The following is a 22,153-nucleotide window of genomic DNA, read 5'->3' on the forward strand; positions in this document are numbered from 1 at the left end:
TTGTTAATTGGCCAATTGCGCTTGCAGGCGCCCTTGGCCATAATTTCGGCAACTTCAGTTTCCCAGCAACCGCGCCGAACCCATGTCTGTGCCCATTCCCGATGAACAAACCGCCAGCGCCTGTGGACGTCGCAGCGAGCGCTGCCGCTGGCTCAGACAGACCTTAAAACGCTCCCAGCAAGAGGCGGTTGCCTCATCGGCCATGACGGCCACCTCTGACAATTTCTTCAATGCTTTTGCGATATTTTTAGGCGCGACCCTGGGGCAGATGGCCTGGGTCAGCGGTTTGCCGCAATTGTTTGGCGCCGTGTCGCAGCTGTTGTCGGTGTGGCTTGCCAGCCATTTTGCCCGCAAGGCCTTTATCACCGTGTGCGCGGTCTTGCAGGCGCTGGTTGTTCTGGCCATGGGCGCACTGGCGGCCTTTCGCCCGGAACACGGGGTATGGCTCTTTATCACGCTGGCGGCGCTGTATCACGGTTTTATCAATCTTATTCAGCCCCACTGGCGTGCCTGGATGGGCGCTGTGGTACCGCCACGTCGACGGGGCGCCTTCTTTGCGGCCCGCACCCGGCTGACCATGGGGGCTTCGCTAACTGTGTTCTTCCTCGGTGGCGGGATCCTGAGTCTGTGCGACAGCGCGGGCATGGCCTGGCTTGGTTTCTGCTTGTTGTTTTCCATTGCTGCCATAGGGCGCTGGGTGTCGGCCTGGCTGTTGTGGCAGATGCACGACCCCGAACCGATGGAAACCCGCAGCCCCGGGGTGTTTGTGCGTACCATCAGACACTTTCGTGAAGCCTGGAAGGATGCCACTTTCCGCCAATACAGCCTGTTTGTGGCGGGCATGCAGGCCATGGTGGCCATTTCGGCGCCCTTCTTTGCGGTGTATATGCTGGAGGGGCTGCACTTCAGCTATCTCGAGTTTGTGATTGCCAGCGTGGCATCCATTGTGACCCAGTTTGTGACCTTAAGATTTTGGGGGCGTTTCAGCGATCTCTACGGCAACCGGCTGGTGATGATCATCACCTCCAGCCTGATTCCCAGCCTGCCACTGCTGTGGTTGTTCTCAGATAACTACCTGTATATTTTGGCGATTCAGGCCTTTTCCGGCTTTGCATGGAGCGGCTTTACCTTAAGCACCGCCAACTACCTGTACGACATAAGGCCGTTTCGTTCCGACTTTGCCACCTACGCCGCGGTGCAATCGGCCCTCAGTGCGGCGCTGGTGTTTGTGGGCGCCATGGTGGGCGGCTTGATCGCCACCCATGCCCAGGCGCTGCTGGATTTCAGTGGCTGGCAGCTTGGCAGCCCCATTTTTGTGGTGTTTTTGGTGTCCACCGTGCTGCGCACCCTGGTCACCCTCTGGTTTATTCCCCGGTCGGTAGAGCCCAAGCTGCGGCCAAGGCCAGATCTGCTGCGGCTGGTGTTTCGCATCCGCGGCTTTAATGCCATCAGCGGCGTAGCGCTGGACTTCCTCACCGTGGTGCGAAAGCGCCGCGATGAGCGTTCGGACTGAGCTTGGTCCCAGATCCGTCTTTGGCCACGAAAGACCTAAGCGCTCCCGGGGTCAGTAACAGCTCGTCTATCAAGGCACTATGCTCAGGGCTTTGCAGCTTGAGCGCGGTGACAAAGTCCTGCGCCCGAGCGGGTGTGCCGGGGTAGGCATGCTGCTGCCACAGGGAGCGAAGCGCCGCGATGATTGGTCTATCACCCAGGGTCGCCCTCAGGGTGGCAAATACGAGGGTCGCGCCCGAGTATTGCTGGTGGGCGCTGCGGGCGTAGATAAAACCTGGTTCCTTTCCCATGTCGCTGCGCTCGGCATCTGTGAACCTCTGGCGTTCATAGTCAACCAAGGCCTCCATGGCTTTTGTGCCGTAGCGCTGTTCAATCAGTACCAATTCAAGATATTTGGTCAGGGATTCCACCAAAAAGACGCTCTGCTCGTCGCTGCCATTACCCAGATCGTGGCCAAACCATTGGTGGGCGGTTTCATGCACTGCGCGGCGGTAGCGCTGATCGAAAAGCGCATCGGCGCTTGGCATGGCCCGAAAAGCCAGTTTGTCGCTCAGCAGCGCTATCTGTGGCAGGGCATAACCACTGCCACCCAGCTCTGGCATGGTGACCAGACTCAAGTCGGGGTGCGGATAAGGTTTGATATGGGCTTCAAACCAGTTCAGGGTGTCGGTCATCGCATCGAAGTGCAGCGCCAGAGTGTCGGCATCGGTAGTGGCTGCAAAAATCTGCAGCGTCACTTTCCCCGTCATTGCGCCCGCTGCTTTGCCTGTCATTGCGCCCGCCATCTTGACGTGCCTTTGGGATGACAGGGCAAGCCAGGCCGGGAGATCCCGGATGGGCGTCTGGGTCTCGTAACCTATGCTGCGCAAGTCGTCTGTCAGCGAATCCGTTGTAACCTGTCCCTGCGTCAGCGGGTAGTGGCTGACGGGAGTGCTGATTGTGCTGCTGACGGTTATCCAGTCGTAGCCGTCTGGGCCTTGTGGCGGCGTGTCTGACAGGCCGTGTTCGCGGCGCTCCTTCAGTTCCTGCAGCTGCCACTGATGCTGATATCCCACCACGGGGATCAGGGGTTGGCTGCGCAGGTAACTGAAGCCCTCGCTTACCAGCTGATGTTCACTCAGTGGCCACCACTGCGGCTGCTTAACCTCAATACGTGCCCGGAACTGCCGTTCTTCGCCGGGCCTGAGCGCCTTGTGCCAGCGATAAAGCCGCTGTCCGAGGCAGGTGTCGTGGTACTCAAGATCGGCATCATCCACCTCGATGGTTTCCCCCCGAAAGTTACCGTAGCGACCGATCAGCAGGGTGGCGACTGAATGTGGATGGGGATTATGCAGCCGATACAGCAACTCGATGTCCGCCCGGCCCTCGGTGGGGAAAAAGCGTACCTGAGCATCCAGATGGGTCACGACCAGTGAGGGCTCATCGGCAAAAAATCCATACTGGCGTTCATAGTCGGCGCGCCAGGCCGCGGCTTGGTCGCGGTTAATCAGCGGCTTCTCGGCCACGATTTGGCTGTGGCTTAACATCAGGCTCCCCAGACACAGTAGTGCCAACCACGCGGCGTGCGCTATGGGCAGACGGCTCGCCGGTGGCCGGATCCCCGTGCCCCTGTGACTCACTGTTACGGCTACCCTCAGCAGGCATAACGTCAGCATTAGCCACAGCAGACCGTAGGGGACTATGGTCTGGCTGCTCGCGGCATACCCCCAGAAATCATCGCCCTGTTGCAGCGGAATATTGGTGATATTCCACAGTGGATGAGACAGGCCAAGTGCCGCCATCAGCGGGCTGTATTTGACGATAAGCAGCAGTAGCAGCGAGCCCGCAGCGGCCTGCGGCGAGCGCAGCAGGTGGCAAATCCCCAGAACCCAGCCGCCCCAGAGCGCAAGACCAAGCCAGCGGACGGCGCCGGTCAACACATAGGGCGCGGCGCTGATGGGGCTGTCCATCAGGAGTTGCACCGCCATGGTCACCAGTATGGCCGAGCCAACCAGCAGGGCGGCCAGGGTCGACAGTGCCAGCCACTGGGCCAGCAGCAGATCGCGATTGTGCCAGGACTTGGCGGCAATCAGCTCAGCCATCCCCAATCGTTGGCCGCGGCTGACTATCTGCCAGCCCAGCAGCGACAGGAGTAAGCAGCCTCCAACCGGCACCAGGTCGAACATGATGCGATTCAATGCCTGGATACTGCCGGGTTCCAGCAGTCGCGCCATGGGTTCGGCAACATCGAGGCCGCTGGCGACTTCGTTAGCACAAACCAGCAGCCACACCAGCACCAACAGCTGATTGAGTCTGTCTGCGAGTGCGCTGCCCAGCGCCTGTCCAAAAAAACCGGAGTTAAACCGGGTTGCGGCTATGGACTTTATCCGTCGGGACCAGAGGTTGGCCCATGTGGCACGGGTGGATGGGGGCGCGTTGGCATCGGGGTCGACCGATAAGGCGTTGCCCTGGGTGTGGGCCGGTAGGGGGCGCATGCCAAGCCAGAACATCAGCCCAGCCAAGAGCAGGGTAAGCACGCGGTTGAAGATGGTCGATGAATTGGTCAGGCCTGTGTTTGTATTGCCATCCAGCGCCAGAGAATGGGTCAGGGCGGTAAAGTTCATCGGGTCTAACCACAGCATCAGTTGGTAAAACGTCTCGCTGACCACATGGCTGCCAGCCAGAATGGGTGAGCCGACCAAACTGCACAGGTAGAGGTAGGCCATCATGGCGCAGAAAAGCACCACATACAGGGTGACACCACTTCCGAGCCGGCAAAGCAGCAGCGCGGCGCCGAGCCACAGCAGCAGGTTGGGCAGCAGATACAATAGAGTGTTGCCGATGAAGGCCTGCAGCAGCTCTCCCGGGGCCGAGCCAGGCAGGCCAGGGCTGAGTGAGCTCAGCAGTGCAGGCACACCCGCCAGTAGCATCAGCACAAAACACATCAAAAACAATAAACTGAGCTGTGATTGTCGCAGCTGCTTGTCACTGGTGTGGGTGGCGGCAAGCAGCTCATTGAGCCGATAGGTGCTGCCGCTCAAGAGTTGCAGCGGTGCCAGTGCCGCGACCAATGCAGGCATGATAAGCAGTTGCAGCGTCATCAGTTGTAATTGCAGACCTGCCACTGCCACTGGCGCGGCATCGGCAAGATACAGTCCCTGACTCAGCACAGTGGCAAAACCGAGTGCGCCAAGGCTGCTTATCCAGAACAGTGGCTGGCAACGGATGAATCGCCACTCGTTGAGCATGCCTTTATGCAGCGTCAGGGAGTTTTGTGGTTCAGCGACCATCTGCCACCTCCATTTGTCCTGCGGCATTCGCACTGCCCATGTCCGGGCGGGTCTCGAAAAAGTACCTGTCCTGCAGGTTTGCCTGCTGCGGCCGAGCCTGCGGATGCGGCTGACTATCGCAGCACAGTCGCAGCGACACCCGGCCATGGTGGAAATGATGGCTCAGCACCCGGGTATTCGGGGCCAGGCCGGTCGTGTCGGGGCACAGCCACACCTTACCCGCCATGGGGGCGACCAGTTCGGCCACAGTGCCAAAATCCACCACGCGCCCCCTGTGCATCAGCGCCACCCTGTGGCAGAGGTTTTCTATGTCTTCCACAATATGGGTCGACAGCAGCACCAGCCGCGCTTCGCTGAGGCTAATCAGTACCCGGTTAAGATGCTCTCGCTCTGTGGGGTCCAGTCCGGCGGTGGGCTCATCGAGGATCAACAGCTGCGGCTGGCCCAGCAGCGCCTGGGCGATGCCAAAGCGCTGGCGCATGCCACCGGAAAAACTGCTGACAGCCTTGTTGGCGAAGGCCGTCAGGTGGGTGAGTGCCAGCAGTCGCTCTATTTGGTCGAGGGCATCGGCCTTAGTCAGGCCCTTGAGACTCGCCAGATACAAGAGCAGTGCCCTGCAGCTCATATGGGGGTAAACCCCAAAACTCTGGGGCAGATAACCGAGGCGTTGGCGCAGCACGTCGGGGGCCTTGAGCACGTCCAGCCCCATAAACTTAAGCTCGCCGCTGTCGGGAGCCTGTATGCCCGCCAGGGTGCGCAGCAAAGTGGACTTGCCGGCACCGTTGGTGCCCAGCAGGCCAGTCATGCCCGTGGGCAGCGTGAGCGACACCCGATCCAGTGCCCGGGTGCCGTCGGCATAGGTTTTTGAAATGTGTTTGAGTGTCAACATGACGCGCTCCTTCTGGCGTTTTGGCTAAGCTTGCCCCCGGGATTTTTCCCCGCCATAAAATCGTGCTGAGCCGCCGATAATGGTGATAAGGTGGCCAAATTGCTGATCAAAGGCGGCTGTGGCTCTTGGTCACGAAAAAGCACAGTTTCGTCATCTTGCGGCCCCGCAAAGGCGCAGAATTGGCATGCTGTGAATATCAATCAGCTGAAATCGCCTCCACGGAGGCAAAGGGACTGCAACGGGGAACTGAGAATGGAGCAGGGAGCCTTGAGCGGGGGGCAAAGCCAGGGGAACGACAGGCGCTGGATGCCACTGGTATCCCTGCTGCCACTGCTGCTGGTGTGCGTGTATCTTGCCCATAGCAGTGCGCTTATTTTGCCTGCAGCAGCCAAGTGCGAGGCCTATTTGAGCGGTATCTTGGCGGCCTTGCTGCTGGCGTCTCCCATGTTGCTTGGGCAGTATCTTTTGGGCAGGCAGCTTTACCTGCACAGACGCCATATGCGTGATAGCCGGGGTTGGGTCGTGATGACCCTGGCGCTGACTGGCTTGGTGGTGTATCCGCTGCTGGCACTGTTATTCACGCCTGCAAGCGTGCTGACTGCGGACGGTGCCCACAGCAGTGCTGAAGGGCTTGGCATGGTGATGGCCGCCGCTCTGCTATGGTGGTTGCTGGAATTTGTTAAAGGACGCTACTCGGGTAGGGGCAAGAGCTTGCCCTGGCTGCTGAGTCTGGATGCCATGGTGCTTGCCGGGCTGCTGGGCTGGGCAATATTGCTGGCCGGGGTATTTAACAGTATCGATGACCCCATGATGAACCAGCCAATCAAACTGGTGCTGGATCTTGGCAGTCAGCTGGAACACCTTGGCCGCCTGGGCTCCTATGCCTGGCAGTTTTGTGTGATGGCGCTGCTGATGTTCTTCTTTTATTGGCTCAATCGTTATTTGCTTATTCGCCAGTGCCTTAGCCGTTTTGGGCTGGCCTGCTTTGTGGTGGTGTCGCTGCTGGCGCTGATGCTACTGACGCCGCTATTGGCGGCCATGGTTATCGCCCTGCCGATAAACGCGTTACCGCAGGATGTGGCGCTTCTCGTGCCCGGTGGCAACAACAATCCCTTCGATGCCCATAACTACCGCTTTATGTTTGTGGTGTGGCTGGTGTCCACCCCCATTATTTTGGCCTTCGAGCGTCAGCAGCAGGCATCCAGACTGGCGGCCATTGCCCAGCAGCAAGCCCAGACCGAACTGCAACTGCTGCAGCAGCAGATAAATCCGCACTTTTTGTTCAACACCCTCAACAGCCTCTACGCCCTCACCCTGATGAAGACCGAAGACGCGCCTGAGCGCATTTTGCAGCTTGCGGGCCTTTTGCGTTACAGCGTCTACCGGGGGCAGCAGCCAGAGGTTTCTCTGAGCGAAGAGGTGGCCTGTCTCAAGGACTATCTGGCGCTGCAGCAAATCCGTCAGGGGGCGCGGCTGTCCATCGACTGTGACTGGCCGGATGCGGCCCTGGTACAGCTCAGGCTGGCGCCGCTGCTGTTTATCGTGCTGGTGGAAAATGCCTTTAAGCACGGATTGGAACCCAGTCAGCACCAGGGGTGGCTTAAGCTTGGGTTTTGGCAGCAGAATGGCAAACTCTGTTTTCGTTGTGATAACTCACTGCCGCCTACAGAGCCCAGCGAGGGCGCCGAAAAACATACCATTGCGGCGGCGCAACCCCTGGCCGAAGGCGGTGGACTTGGGCTGACAAACCTCAGTCGCCGCCTGGCGCTGCTTTACCCTGATGGGCACAAGCTGACAAGTGAGCGCCGTGACGACCACTGGCATGCACAACTGGAGATAGAACTTGGCCAAGCTTCGCGCCCTGCTGATTGACGATGAACCGCTCGCCCATGAGGTGCTTAGGCACCATCTGGCCGGGCACGGCGACATCGAAGTGCTTCGCAGCTGTTACAACGCCGCCGAGGCGCTGGCCTTTTTGGCCGACAATCCGGTCGATTTGCTGTTTGTCGATATTCAGATGCCGGTGCTCAGCGGCATGGCGCTGCTCAAGGTGCTGGCAAACCGGCCCCAGGTGATAATCGTCAGCGCCTACAGCGACTATGCGCTGGAGGGCTTTGCTCTGGATGTGACCGACTATCTGCAAAAACCCGTGGGGGCGGCCCGCTTTGCCGAAGCGCTGGACAAGGTGCGCCGACGCGCCGCAGCTGCTTTACAGGCGCCCTCGCAAGAGCCCTCGCAAGAGCCCATGCCATCGCCTGTACTCTCACAGGCACCAAGGTCTGGCGCCGAGACCCTGGCGGAGGCGTCCGCCAGCCTGCTGGTGAGGGTCGATCGGGAAGATCGCAAGCTGATGATTGCTGATATCCACTACCTTGAGGCCTATGGCAATTTCGTCAAGATCTGGCTTGGCGATCAGTGTCTGCTCACCGCGAGTACCCTGAAGCAATTTCAGCAGCGGCTGCCGGCGGGGCAGTTTGTGCAGATCCACAAGTCCTTCGTGGTCAATCTGGCTCAGGTTGCTGCCCGAGGCAGCCAGCGCCTCAGCCTCAAATCCGGGGTGCAGCTTAAGCTGGGGCAGGCTTACCGTCAGGCCTTGCAAGGGGCGTGGTTCGGGTGAGTGAAACCCATAACAAAAGCCCGGCGCTGCCGGGCTTTTGATGACTAGTGCTTCTAATGACTGGTGCTTCTATCAGTGAATCAACTTAGGTGGCGTCTGGGCTGGTTCGCTAGTTGGCCTGAGCCATGCGCTGCCACTTGCTGCTCCATACTTCACCGGCGCTGCCATCCATTTGCGACCACTCGGCTTCTTCGCTGTAGCCTTTAATGGAATGGTAGTCGCCGTCTTTGCCGACAATGCTCAGGTAGGCACGCATTGCCACACCGCCATTATCGTCGGCAACTTCCACAACCACTTCGCCCATATCGTTGATGCTCCATGTGAAATCCGTGGTCTCTACCGGGTCTTCGTGATAATCGGTAAAGTTGCCTCCGTCACTCGTGAACACTATCAGGGTTTCAACGCCGCCATCAGAGTCATACTCTTTGAACTGGAAGCCCACCAACATCTCGCTGGTGAATGCCATGGCGTCCATACCGCTGCGGCACTCGCTCACCAATGCGCGGTACTGGGTCAGTGACTTGAGGGTGGCGGTAACAGGACTATCGCTGCTGTCGTCCCATTCGGAGTCGCCGGTTTCACATACGAAGCTGGTCTGAGGCTCTTCACCGCCGGAGCCGGACATCAGGCTTAAATCCAGCTTGGTGAGAATGTCGTTTTTCGCCGTCAGATTAAAGATCACTTCATCGTCATCGCCGCTGCCTGCCGGGATAAATTCGCCCCGCCGCACCGCGCCCTGATAAACCGCCAGCAGTAGCTCACCATCATCCTCGTGCTCACCAAAGCGTCTGACATCGTCAGGCAGCTGCATCAGCACCAGGGTCTGGCCTGCCTCAGTCACCTGACGCCACTCGCCAGTGGCATACAACATGACCGATTGCTCGGCCTCGCCGGTGCTGCTCTGGCCCCAATACACCTTGTGATACTTCACCATGCCGCCTTCAATCAATTCGGCAAGGATTTGTGTGTCGCCGTGCCAGGCTACATATGGCCCAACCAGGTTGGCCAGGGTGCCATCGGAGGCGGTGGCAGAGATAAGGCTGCTCAGGCTGGTGGCCGGGCCCTCACTGCCGCCTGCCATACGTGACCAGACACTGTTGCAGTATCCGCCCACCATGTCGCCTTCGCCGCAGTCGTCCCAATAGTAAAGCCGGTATTGGTCGCTGGAGGTCTTGGCTTCAATGGCAAAGGCTTTGGCCCCTTCGCTGAAGCTGGCGTCGGCAGGCATTACCTTATGCCAAGGCCAGGTGTTATCTTGCTTGGCCAGTAACACCTTGATATTGAGGCCACTGAGGGCGTATTCGGTGGCGCTTAGCGTTTCGGCCAGCTGGGGAAAATCCGGGTGGCTCAGGGTGATGGTGCCATCTTCATTGAGTGCGGTGATCACAAACTCATCTGTGGTGGCCTGCCAACCTGTGTCCGTTAAAATGAAATCGTCTGTGTCAAACTCGTCGCTGCTGTGGGCCACAAACTCACCGTTGACCAACTCGTAAAACACTTCGGTGGTGCTCTGGTTGGCGGCATCGTATTTTACATGGCCGTACTCGAGCCACAGGCCATCAACATCATAGTCGCCATCAAACCAGAAGATACCGTCTCCGCTGACTTCGGCGACCAGATTGGCCGCTGCCGCGTTGGCTTCGGCGTTCAGCACTTCGACTTGCTCTTCGAGGTTATCTTCGGAGACCGATGCCTCATTTTCCACTTCGTCTGAACCGGCAATGGCGTCGGGGTCAAAATCGTCCCCGGCTGCTTCTACCTGAGCCACTATGGTTTCCAGTGCATCAACCACAGTGTCCACAATCAGCGCAATCAGGTCGTCAGCCGAAATGCCCGCAGCATCAGCGGCGGCCTGGATCTGCGCCAGATTGTTGGCTATCACTCTGGCCGTGACCTGTGCCACCTGATGCAGTTGCTCGTATTCGGCTTTTTGCTCGTCGCTGAGGCTGTCGTCATTCTGGGCGGCTACATAATCCTGAGTCAGGTCGATGGCGGTACCCAGCAATGCCTTGATGGCCGCTTCGGCCTCTTCTTCGCTGCTGCCCTTATCCATTTCCCCCTGCACCATGGTGGTGAGTGGGCTGACAAACTCATAGCCTGCCGGTGCGCTGAGGGTATAGCCCTGAGTGATGGCTTCGCCGGTATCTTCATCCACAGTGCCTGCGGTCACTTCAACCACCAGGGGGTAAGTGTCCAGCTGCTCCTGGGTTGCGTCTGTAATGGAGAAACTGCCGCCAGCCCCGGTGGTGGCACTGGGCTCACCGTCATCGCAGACTTTATTTTCGTTCAGATCCAGACACACCTTGGCGCCCACCAGATAGCCATCGGCGACTTTACCGTCCAGGGTGATGCTGGTGGGTGGTGTTGGGGGAGTGGGGGCATCATTGTTGTCGCTGCCGCCGCAGGCGGTCAGTACCGAGCCAAGGGCGGCGGCAATGAGTAGTTTATTGAAATCCATGTATTCGCTCCGCTGATTGTTCGCTGTTTCCGTTTTTCAAAGCGTGTGCCTGTTGGCACTCAGCCGGCTGCGCATGCCTGCCCGGGGAGATTATCTCCCTCGGTGTGATTGAGCTGCTTCGAACCTTACCAAGTGTAGAACCTCAGCCGAAGGTCGCAGCAAAAATCAGTGAAGAAAGGTGAAACAATGGAGCAGTTTTGCCTGCTCAGCCCTTGCGGCCGCTGGCGTAGCTGAAAAAGGCCCGCCGCTCGGGCCCGGAAAGCTCCGCCGGTACCTTGTTCGGGTGCTTGAATTCATCAAATCCGGCCACTCTGCCTGCCTGATTCAGGTGCGGGAAGGGGGTATCTTCATCAAGGTCGGCAAGATCCAAAAAGCGGTGCAGCGCCGCCAGCGCGCCGGGCGCGGCGGGGTTTAACTTCAGTAAATCGTCACGTCCTGCAAAGTAGTCATCCACCTGCTGCTCATGCCTTATAAAGCACTGGCTCAGGTGCGCATCGGCGAGAATGTCGAAGTGGGTATTTGGCAGCGGATTAAAGGTCTTATGTAGCTCAAACACTTCATTAAAACTGCGCCGCAGCTGGGGGTGAAACGCGCCTTTTGCGGTCGGGTTAAGCTTTGGCAGCATCCGCTCAAGCAGTCGCTGCATCGACGGCAGCCAACTATCGATTGTGCGCTCAAGGTAAACAAACTTACTGCCGGGATAGAGTTTGTCGAGCTTTTGATAGTCACTGAACACGGGCGCATCGGCTATCGCATCGGCTGCCTCGAAGCTCGCCTTGGTAAAGGCCATGTGGGCCACCTTGAGGCCACGCCCGGCCTTGGACGTGGCCTCGAGCAGCGCCACACACACACTGGTGGTGCCGCTGCGGGGCAGGCCGATAATGAAGATTTTATTGAATGGCTGACTCATCGAATATCGCTCGGTTTGGGCGCGCTGTGCTGGCTTTTGCTTCCTGTTTCAGTCGCCTTGGCGAGTACCTGCTGCAAGCGCCGCCTGAATAAGTTCCGACTGAATAAGCGCCCTGATGGTATCAAATCGGGCGGGCAGTTGCCGCTGGCGCTTGTGAATAAGGTAAAGCGGCTCAAACACCCGCTCATTGCCAACAAACAGCCTGAGTTTTGCCTGGTCGCTGAAGGCAGCAGCCACCGAAAGCGGCAGCACGGTAAAGCCAAGCCCAAGAGATACAGGTAACAGGATTTGCCCTAACTGGTTGATATAACTGCTTACCGGGAAGTCTTCAGCGAAGGCATTTTGATAGCCTTCGTACTTACTGTGGGCAAAAAACAGCGATAGATAATGGGCCGCATCCGGGTGGCTGATAAGCCCGAGCGCCTTGAGCTCGGCAATAGAGGGCTGGTCGGACTCTTTTACACTGGCACTGTCACTGGCCTCGGTGCTGGCGCTGCTTTCTTCCTTCTCTTTGGTTTCTCTAACCACTTTGGCACTGGCTGGCAGCACCAGACACAGCGCCTGTGTGCCAATCTCAGCTTCGTTAAACAGTCCCCTCGGCGGTGGCGCCGTGATAATGCCAAGGTCTTTTTCGCCCTGCTGAACCTCATTGATGATGCGGGCATTGGGCGCCGCTTCAACATGCACCTTAAGTGCGGGATGCTCGGCCTGCAGCGCCAAAAGCCGGGGGTAGAGCAGCTGCGCCAGCGCGCCTGAGCAGGCGAGACGACAGACGCCACTGTAAGGGTTGTCTTCATCCAAACTGCCAAGCAGCGCCGCTTCGGCTTTGGCTTGCTCTAGGGCGTATTGATACAACCGCGAACCAGCTTCGGTCAGCTCTATGCCGCTGCGGCTGCGAATAAGCAGCTGGTGGCCACAGGCCTGCTCGAGCTTATTCAGGTGCTGGCTTACCCCGGGCTGGGTCATAAACAGCTTGCTCGCAGTCTGGGTAAAGTGTCCGGTGTCGACCAGGGTGACAAACGTCTTAAGCCACAGTGGGTTAAGCATGGTATCCGCTCTCAATGGGTCTGATTTCCAGCTTGGCTTTTTACGCCGAGTCGCCGCTGCGCTTTATGCTTCGGCGCTGCTCTTTATGCTTCGCCGCTGCGCTTGATGCTTAACCATAAAGTTAGGCCGCTTTATCGGCATAGGCCGCGTTTTGCAGGCTGGAAATTTGGATAACAAAAAATTATTAAAATCAGAATATATGATAATTTTTCATTGGGCTATCTCAGGCGTACTCTTTGTGCATCGGGCAATGCCACAGTCATTGTCCCTCCTGTTCAAATAGATGATTTCCACAACGAGGTTAGCCATGAACACATATCCACGCAGCTTTTCCCACATAGGTATTTCAGTGCCCGACCTTGAGGCCGCGGTAAAGTTTTACACCGAAGTGCTCGGCTGGTATCTCATTATGCCGCCCACCGACGTGGTGGAAGATGATTCGGCCATAGGTGAAATGTGTACCGATGTTTTTGGCCCCGGCTGGGAGCGTTTTCGCATCGCCCACCTGTCTACCGGCGATCGCATTGGCGTTGAACTGTTTGAGTTCAAAAACCAAGAGAATCCGGAAAACAACTTCGAATACTGGAAAACCGGTATCTTCCACTTCTGTGTGCAAGACCCGGATGTCGAAGGCCTGGCCGAGAAAATTGTCGCCGCCGGCGGTAAAAAGCGCATGAAGGCCCCACGCTACTATTACCCGGGTGAAAAGCCTTACCGCATGATTTATATGGAAGATCCCTTCGGGAATATCCTTGAGATCTACAGCCACAGTTATGAGCTGCACTATTCGAGTGGCGCCTATACAGGCTGAGTGTTTTCGTCCCGACTGGACTGGACTGGACTGGCCGCTTGCAGCGGCCGGAAGGTCGCGGCCTTCCAGCCCGCCTCCGGGCAAGGGGCTTTGCTCATCCAAAGCCCCTTGCATCCCAAAGGACGCCCCCGACGAAGCCGAGCATTTTGGCTTTATGGGCTGAAAACGGCCACCGCGACCGATTCGCTCCAAGCTCAGCGGTCACTGCCTCGACGTCCATATCTCGGCTTGCCCGTTTCACTCAGCCCAACAGCCAAAGCGGCTTCGATGGGGCTATGGGCGTCCAATCTGAAAGTAAAGAGGTATGCCGTCCTCACATTTCGTATCGCCTCCAAATAGCCCCAAAAGACTAGCCCGGCTAATCGAGGTGTACTCCTTGGGTAATGTATTAGTCAGAAAGGCGGAATTTCTAAGCTGCTCCACTTACACAAGCCGCTAATGGTATTGCCCCTGCTAAACCTTTGTTGTACGCTGATAAAAACTGTTACTGACTAGTTTTTTTGACCCTAAGGTGATGAATTAAAGGCATTAATTAAGCAGGCGCTTAATTGCTTTTCTAAAGACTTGGAGCAAACAGTAAAACAATGGAGATCAGGGAAGAATCACTCAGCCAATGCTCTCAAAGGCTCGGCCAGCATAATAGCAAGGACAGCTACCCACTTACCTTCTTACTTCTTCCCTTATCTGAAAAAAATATAGTCATACCAAAGTTTGAATTAGCCTAAGTTGCTAATGTTGTTCAAGTTGGATTTTTTAGAGTCACGCTTATAACAAGAGTCAGTTGACTAGGTACGTTCTAAAGCTGCTAGTGCCCGTTAGATAGCGAGACTGAAATTCGGGAGATGTGCTATGCATAACGGTGAGTTGGCAGATAGCGGGCGGCTTGTTGGGAATGCCAAACGAAGTTTGGCATAGGTCATGGGCAGAAGACCCACTCCGAGGAAAGAGGGCTGTTTCGACAGGCCCCCTTGTCCAATCCCTCTGCGACCCGTGATGAAGCGGACGACAACATGGATGTTGAAGGTAGAACAACGCCGAGAGCGATTGTCGAAAGCTTCTTGGGGAAATTGGCATTCTATGGCTATCAAGTCAGACGCTCATCCCTTATTCGACTGACGCTGCATCGGTATTAATACCTCGGCCACGTAACGGACACCAACGCTCCTCGGCAGCACCAAGCGCGAAAAGTGCAAACTTTTAGCCCAGTAGTTAGAGAAAGAATCGTGGAATTCCTCATTTTTTGTGTCCAGATGAGTGTCATCCAAGGCCCTTTATATAGCATGAGTGAAATATAGGCGAATCAATATGGCTGATTTATCTCAAGACGATTATGAATTGACTGAGCCAGAACCGTCTGCTTTAGCTGAGTCCCTTAGGGCGTTTGGTTACAGCCTACGTACCGCTATTGCTGACTTAGTGGATAACTGTATTTCTGCATCTGCCCAGAACATTTGGATCAGGTTTGAATGGGAAGGTGACCGTTCCTTCATTTCCATCCGAGATGATGGTAGTGGAATGACTGATACCGAGCTAGTGGCGGCCATGAGGCCTGGCTCAAGGAGCCCCCTAGAGGAACGCTCGCCGGGCGATCTGGGCCGGTTCGGACTGGGGCTCAAGACTGCGTCTTTCTCTCAGTGCAGGCGCCTGTCTGTTATCAGCAGGACGAAGGATGCTGCCTGTGTAGCCCGCTGCTGGGATCTTGACTACATCAACACAGCCGGAGAGTGGCGTCTCCTCAAAAAGGTCAATCAGCAACGGCTCACAGAGATAGGGGAAGAGATAGCCCAGCAGGGGACGATTGTCCTGTGGGAAGAAATGGACCGGGTTACCGGGACCGCGCGCACTGATGACAATAACGCCTACAACCGCTTTCTCGAAGCCATTGAGGAGGTCAAAGAGCACCTTGCAATGGTATTTCACCGCTACTTGGAAAAGCGGGGCGGCATCAATATCTTCATCAATGGCCGCCAGATAGAGGCCTGGGACCCGTTCCTGCGAAGGGAAAGGGCGACTCAGGAGCTCCCCTCCGAAAAGCTCTTCTGCAAAGGTGCTCAACTCACCGTCACGCCGTACGTGCTTCCTCATCAATCAAAGCTGACTCAGGACAGGCATCGCGCTGCTGCAGGTCCGCAGGGCTGGAATGCGCAGCAGGGCTTCTACATCTATCGAAATGAGCGCCTCCTTGTTCCTGGCGACTGGCTCGGGCTCGGTTTTCAGAAGGAAGAGCACCACAAGCTCGCACGAATCCAGATTGATCTGCCCAACAACATGGACGATGAGTGGCAGATCGACGTAAAGAAATCCCGGGCCAGGCCTCCGGGCTACCTGCGCGCTGATCTGAAAAGAATCGCCAAACTGACGCGAGAGCAGGCGGTCCAGATATACCGCCACAGGGGAAAGGTCATTGCCAGAAAGTCCTCCCAGGACCATGTTTTTCTCTGGCAGCAGAAGACCAGGCACGGGAAGTATTTCTACGAAATAAACCGTGAGCATCCTCTTATTCAATCTTCCCTGCGCGAAATCGGGGGCGACAAAATCGAACCCATTCTGCGCCTGCTGGAGGAGACCATTCCTGCGTCACACATCATCATCACCAGTTCTGAAGAACCAGACAGGATGAGCAGCCCGCTTGAGGGCGCAAAATACGCAGAGGTCAGGCCTCTGCTGCAAAAGATTTACGACTCATTCCAGAAAAATGGCTTCAGCCGGGACGAAATATTTGACCGTCTCGCAACGATGGAGCCGTTCAGCCAGAACCCTGAGTTTATAGAAGCCTTTAGAGAAGAGTCCGAGGGAGGTATTTAGATGGATCAGTATGGATACGATGACGTTAAGTCAATGGTCATGAAAAGGCTTCGAAAAGAAGAAACCGTTACCTCTGAAAAAATTTCAAAAGAAATCAATGCTCTCCTCGACGCTTTTGAAGCGGCGGGGCTGGCTGAGGATATCGACCGCAACCTGCTGTTCCGGGAAATCTCCAGCCAGGTCAGCGTATGGCAGCCTGATCCATCTGTATTACGCGACAAAAAACACAAAAACTGGCTTCCTGAACGCAAAACCGAGATCAGCTGGGGATTCTGGAAACGTTATCGCCAGTATCTGGAAGAAGAAAAGAACTGGCCTTCTGTTGTCACCGGGAAACTGGATCAGGTCACGGATGCGACCCTAGGTGACATCGGGAACCCTGCACAATCAGGTGCATGGGACCGGCGGGGCATGGTTGTCGGTGATGTGCAGTCAGGAAAAACAGCAAACTACACTGGGCTTATCTGCAAGGCCGTAGACGCCGGGTACAAGCTCGTCATTGTGCTGGCCGGTATGACCAACGACCTTCGCAGCCAGACACAGTCCCGCCTTGACGCTGAATTTCTTGGTTTTGAAAGTGAACTTGGTAAGTTTCATGAGAACGGAAGCCGCATTGGGGTAGGAAAAATTGAAGACCACGGGCAGCTGATTGTTCAACCCCTCACATATAGCGCTCACGGTGGTGATTTCAGGTCCAGAAAGGGCACTAACTCCCAGCTCGGGGGAAACCCTCTCCTTCTTGTCGTCAAGAAGAATACATCCGTTCTCAACCGAATACTGACATGGGTCGAAGGGCAGGGCCAGACCAATCCCGAAACGGGTGAGAAAGTGGTCAACGGCATTCCTCTTCTGCTGCTTGATGACGAAGCTGATAACGCCTCCGTAAACACTAAAGACCCGGAAGAAGATCCTACTGCCATCAACCGAGCCATCAGAAAGATACTCAAGACGTTTTCCCAGAGCTCGTATGTGGGTTACACAGCCACGCCTTTTGCCAATATTTTCATCGTACCCCCGGATGAAGATAGTGAAAAGTCAAAATATGGCGAGGATCTGTTCCCGCGAAACTTTATTTACTATATCAATCCACCGGACAACTATATCGGAGCGACAAAGGTTTTCGGGCTTTCAGAAAGTATCGATGGCCTGGCTCCCGTAGACAAAAGCCTTCCTCTCATCAGGCACGCCGAAGACGCCGAGCAGTATTTCCCTGCCAAACACAAAAAGCACCTTCCGGTAGATGGCCTTCCGGACACGATGATTGAAGCAATTCGGACGTTTGTTCTGTCCTGCGCAGCCCGCCGCGTCAGGGGACAGAAGAATGTTCACAATACAATGCTGATTCATGTGACCAGATTCAACGATGTCCAGGACAAGGTCATCGGTCTGGTCAGAGATGAGCTTGTCAGTATTCAAAGGACACTTGAATTTAATACAGGGCTGCAATGGAAAAAGCTTCATGCGGAATTGAAAAAGCTCTGGGACGAGGATTTTGTTAAAAAAACCGCCTCAATCATAGAGCTAACAGGTGATCCGCTTATTACTCCGATCCAGTGGAGCGAAGTATCCCAGGAGCTGACAGAAGCCGCACTGAAAATCCAGGTCAGAGGTATCAACGGCCTAGCCGAGGGTGTTCTTGACTATGCCGAGCATCCTAAAGGACTGAATGTTATCGCAGTCGGAGGGGACAAGCTGTCCCGCGGCCTTACTCTTGACGGACTGAGTGTCAGTTACTATACCCGTCCGGCAAAAAATTATGACACCCTGCTTCAGATGGGACGCTGGTTTGGTTACAGACCAGGGTATCTCGATCTGTGCCGCCTTTATACAACCGAAGAAATCGAAGGCTGGTATCAGCATATCGCAGTAGCGACTGAAGAGCTGAAACGTGAGTTTAAACTCATGGAGCTTAGCAATCTGACACCTGAGGATTATGGCCTTAAAGTCAGAACGCATGCCAATGGTCTGAGTATCACTGCCGCAAACAAGATCCGGAGCGGCAAAAGAATGCAGGTCACATTTGCCGACAGCCTAGCTCAGACGATAGTTTTTGATAAAAATCAAAACGCACAGGAAAACAACTTCAGGCACGTCGATGAATGGATTGCCGGTCTTGGGTCATTCAGCGCTCTGAAGAAAAATAATTACCTGTGGAATGAGGTCAAGCCAGATCAAATTCACGATCTCCTTGCTGGCTTTAAGATTCATCCGTTTTCGCGTGGTGCCGACCCTGAGCTCATCAGCAAGTACATTGAGAAAGTCAATGACATTGGAGAGCTCACTTCATGGACTGTTGTCCTGATATCCAGCAGCACTGCCAACACCAAGCTTCCAATCGGCGGGCACCAGACCGGACTAGTTGAACGTCAGGACGTTCAAAAGGACAGTGATCTCTACTGGCTGCAAAAGGCCAACATCATCAGCCCTGAGGATCAGTACATAGACCTTGACAGCACTCAGCGGGACGCAGCACTTGCGGCCACGGTTGATGCTTGGGCAAACGGTAAAACACGACATAATGTGCAGCCCACTTCGCCAAGCGGTCCATTCATTCGCCGGGCAAGAAGTCCTGAGCGAGGCCTTCTGCTGATTTACCCGCTGGATTCCAGCAATGTGCTGCTGGACGGGGAGCGTTTTACAGAGATGCCCATTATCGGCATAGCCATGAGCTTCCCTGCCCCTGCCAGCCCTAACTCAACCACCGTCGAGTATCAGGTCAATACCAAGTACTGGCTTGATCGCTATGGGGATGACGAAGACGATGTTTAAGGATCTATGGACTGACCTTGAAGCATCTGCGAGCCGCAAGGCTGGACCAGGCACTGCAAAACGCTTGGTCGGTCTGGATGCCATATGCCCCATATTTATCGGGGTTAAGGCTCCCGCAATGCTGCGCACCTTCATTCTCGAAGTCCCTAGGGACAGCGCGCCGTTGCCCGATATCATCCCTGTGTCGCGAGGGCTGCATTTTACTGTTCAGATTACGGGAGATGAAATACTCCCGGACCACGCGAGCCTGATACTTTCCTCTTCAGCTGTCGGGTATAACGAGATATTCGCTTCTATCGCGGAAGACCTTTACAGCAAGCTTCATTCTCTTACGAGGAGGAAAGAGGTTATTGCAGGTTTTCTCACCCGTGTCCGACTCTGGCTGGTGTTTTTTGAAAAACAGGGAGATGATGGTCTCACAGAGGAAGCGCAGCGCGGTCTGTACGGCGAGCTCCGATTCCTCAAAGACCATGTTCTGCCTTCTGCTACCAGCCGGGAGAAGGCAGTGCTCGCGTGGACTGGCCCCAGAAGCAGGCAGCATGATTTTCAGTTCGGGGCAGCAGCTGTAGAGGTAAAAACCAGTGCGTCAAAACAGCATCAGAAATTACAGATCGCAAGCGAACAACAGCTTGACGAAACTACCGTAGGGGCGCTCTACCTTTATTACCTTTCGGTTGCTCTCATCGAGGGCGGGGCTGAGACGTTACCGGCTCTTGTTGATGACATTAGGGCCAGCCTCTTGCACCAGTCGGGTGCTCTCTCAGAGTTTGATAATCTGCTGATCGAAGCAGGCTATGTCGACTCACACAGAGGAAAATATAATTCTATTGGATACTCAATAAGAGAATTTGCAGTTTTTCTGGTAGATGGTGATTTTCCAAGGATTCGTGAAAGAGATATTCGCTTGGGCGTAGGCGATGTGAAATATTCGATCTCAGTTGCACAATGCAAGAGCTATGAAGTCCCATTTTCAGAGCTTTCTGTAAAAATAGAAGAGGCCTGCTGGTGAACGAAAAAGATGGACTTAATTCATTCTGCGAGGATCTGTTGCAGGAGGTTCTTGCAGGTGCCGGTGATTCGGAAGACGGTGGATTCAAGGTCGACCAGTTCACGAGAATTGTCGCGGACTACCTTATTGAAGCCGGTGAGGTAGAAGACGTGAATGTCTGTTTCTATAAGTCCCGGGGGATGCAACTCAATGGTTACAACGTAAATCAGGACGAAGACTGCTTAGACATTTTTGTATCAGTGTTTAACCAGCTGACGCCCCCTGTTATTGTCACAAAGGCTCAATGCGAAGCCGCTTTCAGGCAGGCGGAAACCTGCCTGCGCAAGGGGCTTACAGGGTTTCACAAAACCCTCGAAGAGTCGTCGGAAAGCTATGATGTCTTTCAGAGAATCCATGAGTTCAACGACAGTCTTGTCAGCTGCAGAATTTTCCTGCTGACGGACGGGATCGTTAATCAGGATGCCTTCCATCCGGAAGGTGGTGGAGATATCTCTATTACGCTTCATGTGTGGGACGTTGCACGCCTGCATCGCCTTGCCAGTTCCGGGAAGAAATACGAGCCGATTGAAATTAATTTCCCTGAAGAATTTGGCCAGAACATCCCTTGTCTTTCGCTAGCTGATCCCAAATCTGATTACAAAGGCTATCTTGCCGTTATCCCTGGAGAAATTATCTCCGGAATCTACGAAAAATACGGGCCGCGCCTGCTAGAGCGAAATGTCAGATCGTTTTTGCAGGCTAGGGGCAACGTTAATAAAGGTATCAGAAAGACTATTCTTGAGGAGCCTCATCGCTTCTTTGCCTACAATAACGGAATTTCGGCAACAGCGGATGCTATCGAGTTCGACGAGGAGAACGGCTACTCCATTTCAAAGATCCGCAATCTGCAGATCGTGAATGGCGGTCAGACCACTGCCTCTCTTTATTATACGGCCAGAAAAGACAAAGCTGATTTGCAGGGGATTTTTGTTCAGGCAAAAATATCAGTGATCCCTGAAGAGCATCTTGAGCATATCGTTCCGCTTATCTCACGATTTGCCAACAGCCAGAACAAGGTTAACGATGCTGATTTCTACGCTAATGACCCATTCCATATAGAGATCGAAGGTCTCTCCCGGACAATCTGGGCGCCGGCAGTAGATGGCTCCAGCAAACAATTCAAGTGGTTTTACGAGCGGGCAAGAGGGCAGTATCTCGACGCAAAAGCCAGAGAAGGTACGCCTGGCAGAAAACGCCGTTTTGATGCAACCTTCCCCGCACGCCAGAAATTTACGAAGACTGACTTGGCGAAATATGAAAATACTTGGGCGCAGCTCCCACACATTGTCAGTCTTGGAGCGCAGAAAAATTTCAATGACTTCGCCATCAGGCTGAAGGAGCGTGGGCGAGTTAATGTCGACGCTCGATATTTTGAACACCTGATCGCCAAAGCCATTATTTTCAGCAGAGCTGATCGCATTGTCCGCGACCAGAAATTTGGTGGATACAAGGCCAACATTGTGACATATACGATTGCTTTTATATCCAATAAAACATCTCAGCTGATTGACCTAGATAGAATCTGGAAGAGCCAGGACATCTCAAACGCACTTCACAATACAATTAGTGATGTCTCAATAGCCGTTCACCGCGTCATCGTCAGCCCACCAAACGGGAAGAACGTGACAGAATGGTGCAAACGCAAAGAGTGCTGGGAAAAAATTAAGGACCTAAAGGTCAGTTTGGACCCGGCGCTAGAGCATGAGCTCATTGATGTATCGCGAAAGGGAAGTCAAACGAATGGAAGCCAAGGCGTGAATGCTCCTAACCAGCATGAGCAATACCTGATTGACCAAGTCAAAGCCGTACCGGCCGATATATGGTTCGAGATTTCCAAATGGTCGAAGGAAACTGATAACCTAAAGCCGTGGCAACGAAGACTTACAATCTCTCTGGGTAAACTTATTAGCCGGTCCAGCAGTATAAATGTGAAACAGGCAAAGGATGGTGCTGAAATTTTAGAGGAAGTTCAGCGACTAGGGTTTAAATATATTTAATGCAACACGCCGAAATGGGCG

The 22,153-nt window shown here is 54.9% G+C and carries 13 protein-coding genes; 8 read left to right on the plus strand and 5 right to left on the minus strand.

The features are described 5' to 3' along the window. Positions 1 to 82 precede the first annotated feature (82 nt). Positions 83 to 1,513, plus strand: coding sequence for an MFS transporter (locus STH12_RS19790; RefSeq protein WP_126169132.1), 1,431 nt, complete (start codon positions 83 to 85; stop codon positions 1,511 to 1,513). Here the strand turns inward: STH12_RS19790 and STH12_RS19795 are convergent. After that, positions 1,473 to 4,781, minus strand: a complete 3,309-nt coding sequence (locus tag STH12_RS19795) for a M1 family metallopeptidase (RefSeq protein ID WP_164551257.1) — start codon at positions 4,779 to 4,781, stop codon at positions 1,473 to 1,475. The genes STH12_RS19790 and STH12_RS19795 overlap by 41 nt on opposite strands. After that, positions 4,771 to 5,670 carry an ABC transporter ATP-binding protein gene (locus tag STH12_RS19800; RefSeq protein WP_126169134.1) on the minus strand — a complete coding sequence of 300 codons (900 nt, stop codon included), beginning with the start codon at positions 5,668 to 5,670 and terminating at the stop codon, positions 4,771 to 4,773. The genes STH12_RS19795 and STH12_RS19800 overlap by 11 nt, the downstream gene beginning before the upstream one ends. Before the next feature lie 252 nt (positions 5,671 to 5,922). Here STH12_RS19800 and STH12_RS19805 point away from each other — a divergent pair, with 252 nt between their 5' ends. Both STH12_RS19805 and STH12_RS19810 read left to right on the plus strand, forming a co-directional pair. After that, positions 5,923 to 7,542, plus strand: a complete 1,620-nt coding sequence (locus tag STH12_RS19805; protein ID WP_126169135.1) for a sensor histidine kinase — start codon at positions 5,923 to 5,925, stop codon at positions 7,540 to 7,542. Beyond that, entirely contained in the window at positions 7,514 to 8,287 is a 774-nt protein-coding gene (locus tag STH12_RS19810; protein WP_126169136.1) for a LytR/AlgR family response regulator transcription factor, read from the plus strand. The genes STH12_RS19805 and STH12_RS19810 overlap by 29 nt, the downstream gene beginning before the upstream one ends. Before the next feature lie 109 nt (positions 8,288 to 8,396). Here the strand turns inward: STH12_RS19810 and STH12_RS19815 are convergent, their stop codons facing one another. From STH12_RS19815 to STH12_RS19825, 3 genes are all read right to left on the minus strand, one after another. Then, positions 8,397 to 10,745 (minus strand): hypothetical protein, encoded by a 2,349-nt coding sequence (locus STH12_RS19815; protein ID WP_126169137.1) that lies wholly within the window; start codon positions 10,743 to 10,745, stop codon positions 8,397 to 8,399. A gap of 205 nt (positions 10,746 to 10,950) precedes the next feature. Beyond that, positions 10,951 to 11,655, minus strand: a complete 705-nt coding sequence (locus STH12_RS19820) for a sulfotransferase (RefSeq protein ID WP_126169138.1) — start codon at positions 11,653 to 11,655, stop codon at positions 10,951 to 10,953. A gap of 48 nt (positions 11,656 to 11,703) precedes the next feature. After that, complete coding sequence (locus tag STH12_RS19825) at positions 11,704 to 12,702, minus strand: LysR family transcriptional regulator (RefSeq protein ID WP_126169139.1); 999 nt, start codon at positions 12,700 to 12,702, stop codon at positions 11,704 to 11,706. Positions 12,703 to 13,009: 307 nt separating this feature from the next. Between STH12_RS19825 and STH12_RS19830 the strand changes: the two genes are divergently transcribed. From STH12_RS19830 to STH12_RS19850, 5 genes are all read left to right on the plus strand, one after another. Beyond that, positions 13,010 to 13,513 carry a lactoylglutathione lyase family protein gene (locus tag STH12_RS19830; RefSeq protein ID WP_126169140.1) on the plus strand — a complete coding sequence of 168 codons (504 nt, stop codon included), beginning with the start codon at positions 13,010 to 13,012 and terminating at the stop codon, positions 13,511 to 13,513. Between the two features lie 1,305 nt (positions 13,514 to 14,818). Continuing rightward, complete coding sequence (locus tag STH12_RS19835; RefSeq protein ID WP_218567764.1) at positions 14,819 to 16,318, plus strand: ATP-binding protein; 1,500 nt, start codon at positions 14,819 to 14,821, stop codon at positions 16,316 to 16,318. Further along, complete coding sequence (locus tag STH12_RS19840) at positions 16,319 to 19,087, plus strand: Z1 domain-containing protein (protein ID WP_126169141.1); 2,769 nt, start codon at positions 16,319 to 16,321, stop codon at positions 19,085 to 19,087. After that, positions 19,080 to 20,096 (plus strand): PD-(D/E)XK motif protein, encoded by a 1,017-nt coding sequence (locus STH12_RS19845; protein WP_164551258.1) that lies wholly within the window; start codon positions 19,080 to 19,082, stop codon positions 20,094 to 20,096. The genes STH12_RS19840 and STH12_RS19845 overlap by 8 nt, the downstream gene beginning before the upstream one ends. Further along, positions 20,093 to 22,132, plus strand: a complete 2,040-nt coding sequence (locus STH12_RS19850; RefSeq protein ID WP_126169143.1) for an AIPR family protein — start codon at positions 20,093 to 20,095, stop codon at positions 22,130 to 22,132. Before STH12_RS19845 ends, STH12_RS19850 begins: the two co-directional genes overlap by 4 nt. Positions 22,133 to 22,153: the final 21 nt, after the last annotated feature.

It is taken from the genome of Shewanella khirikhana, from assembly GCF_003957745.1.
Lineage (GTDB): Bacteria > Pseudomonadota > Gammaproteobacteria > Enterobacterales > Shewanellaceae > Shewanella > Shewanella khirikhana.

Excerpts from the sequence above, each read along its gene's own strand:
- STH12_RS19830 (WP_126169140.1), top strand. The coding sequence starts at position 13,010 with ATGAACACATATCCACGCAGCTTTTCCCACATAGGTATTTCAGTGCCC.
- STH12_RS19800 (WP_126169134.1), bottom strand. The coding sequence starts at position 5,670 with ATGTTGACACTCAAACACATTTCAAAAACCTATGCCGACGGCACCCGG.
- STH12_RS19820 (WP_126169138.1), bottom strand. The coding sequence starts at position 11,655 with ATGAGTCAGCCATTCAATAAAATCTTCATTATCGGCCTGCCCCGCAGC.
- STH12_RS19815 (WP_126169137.1), bottom strand. The coding sequence starts at position 10,745 with ATGGATTTCAATAAACTACTCATTGCCGCCGCCCTTGGCTCGGTACTG.
- STH12_RS19840 (WP_126169141.1), top strand. The coding sequence starts at position 16,319 with ATGGATCAGTATGGATACGATGACGTTAAGTCAATGGTCATGAAAAGG.
- STH12_RS19795 (WP_164551257.1), bottom strand. The coding sequence starts at position 4,781 with ATGGTCGCTGAACCACAAAACTCCCTGACGCTGCATAAAGGCATGCTC.
- STH12_RS19835 (WP_218567764.1), top strand. The coding sequence starts at position 14,819 with ATGGCTGATTTATCTCAAGACGATTATGAATTGACTGAGCCAGAACCG.
- STH12_RS19790 (WP_126169132.1), top strand. The coding sequence starts at position 83 with ATGTCTGTGCCCATTCCCGATGAACAAACCGCCAGCGCCTGTGGACGT.
- STH12_RS19805 (WP_126169135.1), top strand. The coding sequence starts at position 5,923 with ATGGAGCAGGGAGCCTTGAGCGGGGGGCAAAGCCAGGGGAACGACAGG.
- STH12_RS19825 (WP_126169139.1), bottom strand. The coding sequence starts at position 12,702 with ATGCTTAACCCACTGTGGCTTAAGACGTTTGTCACCCTGGTCGACACC.
- STH12_RS19845 (WP_164551258.1), top strand. The coding sequence starts at position 19,080 with ATGTTTAAGGATCTATGGACTGACCTTGAAGCATCTGCGAGCCGCAAG.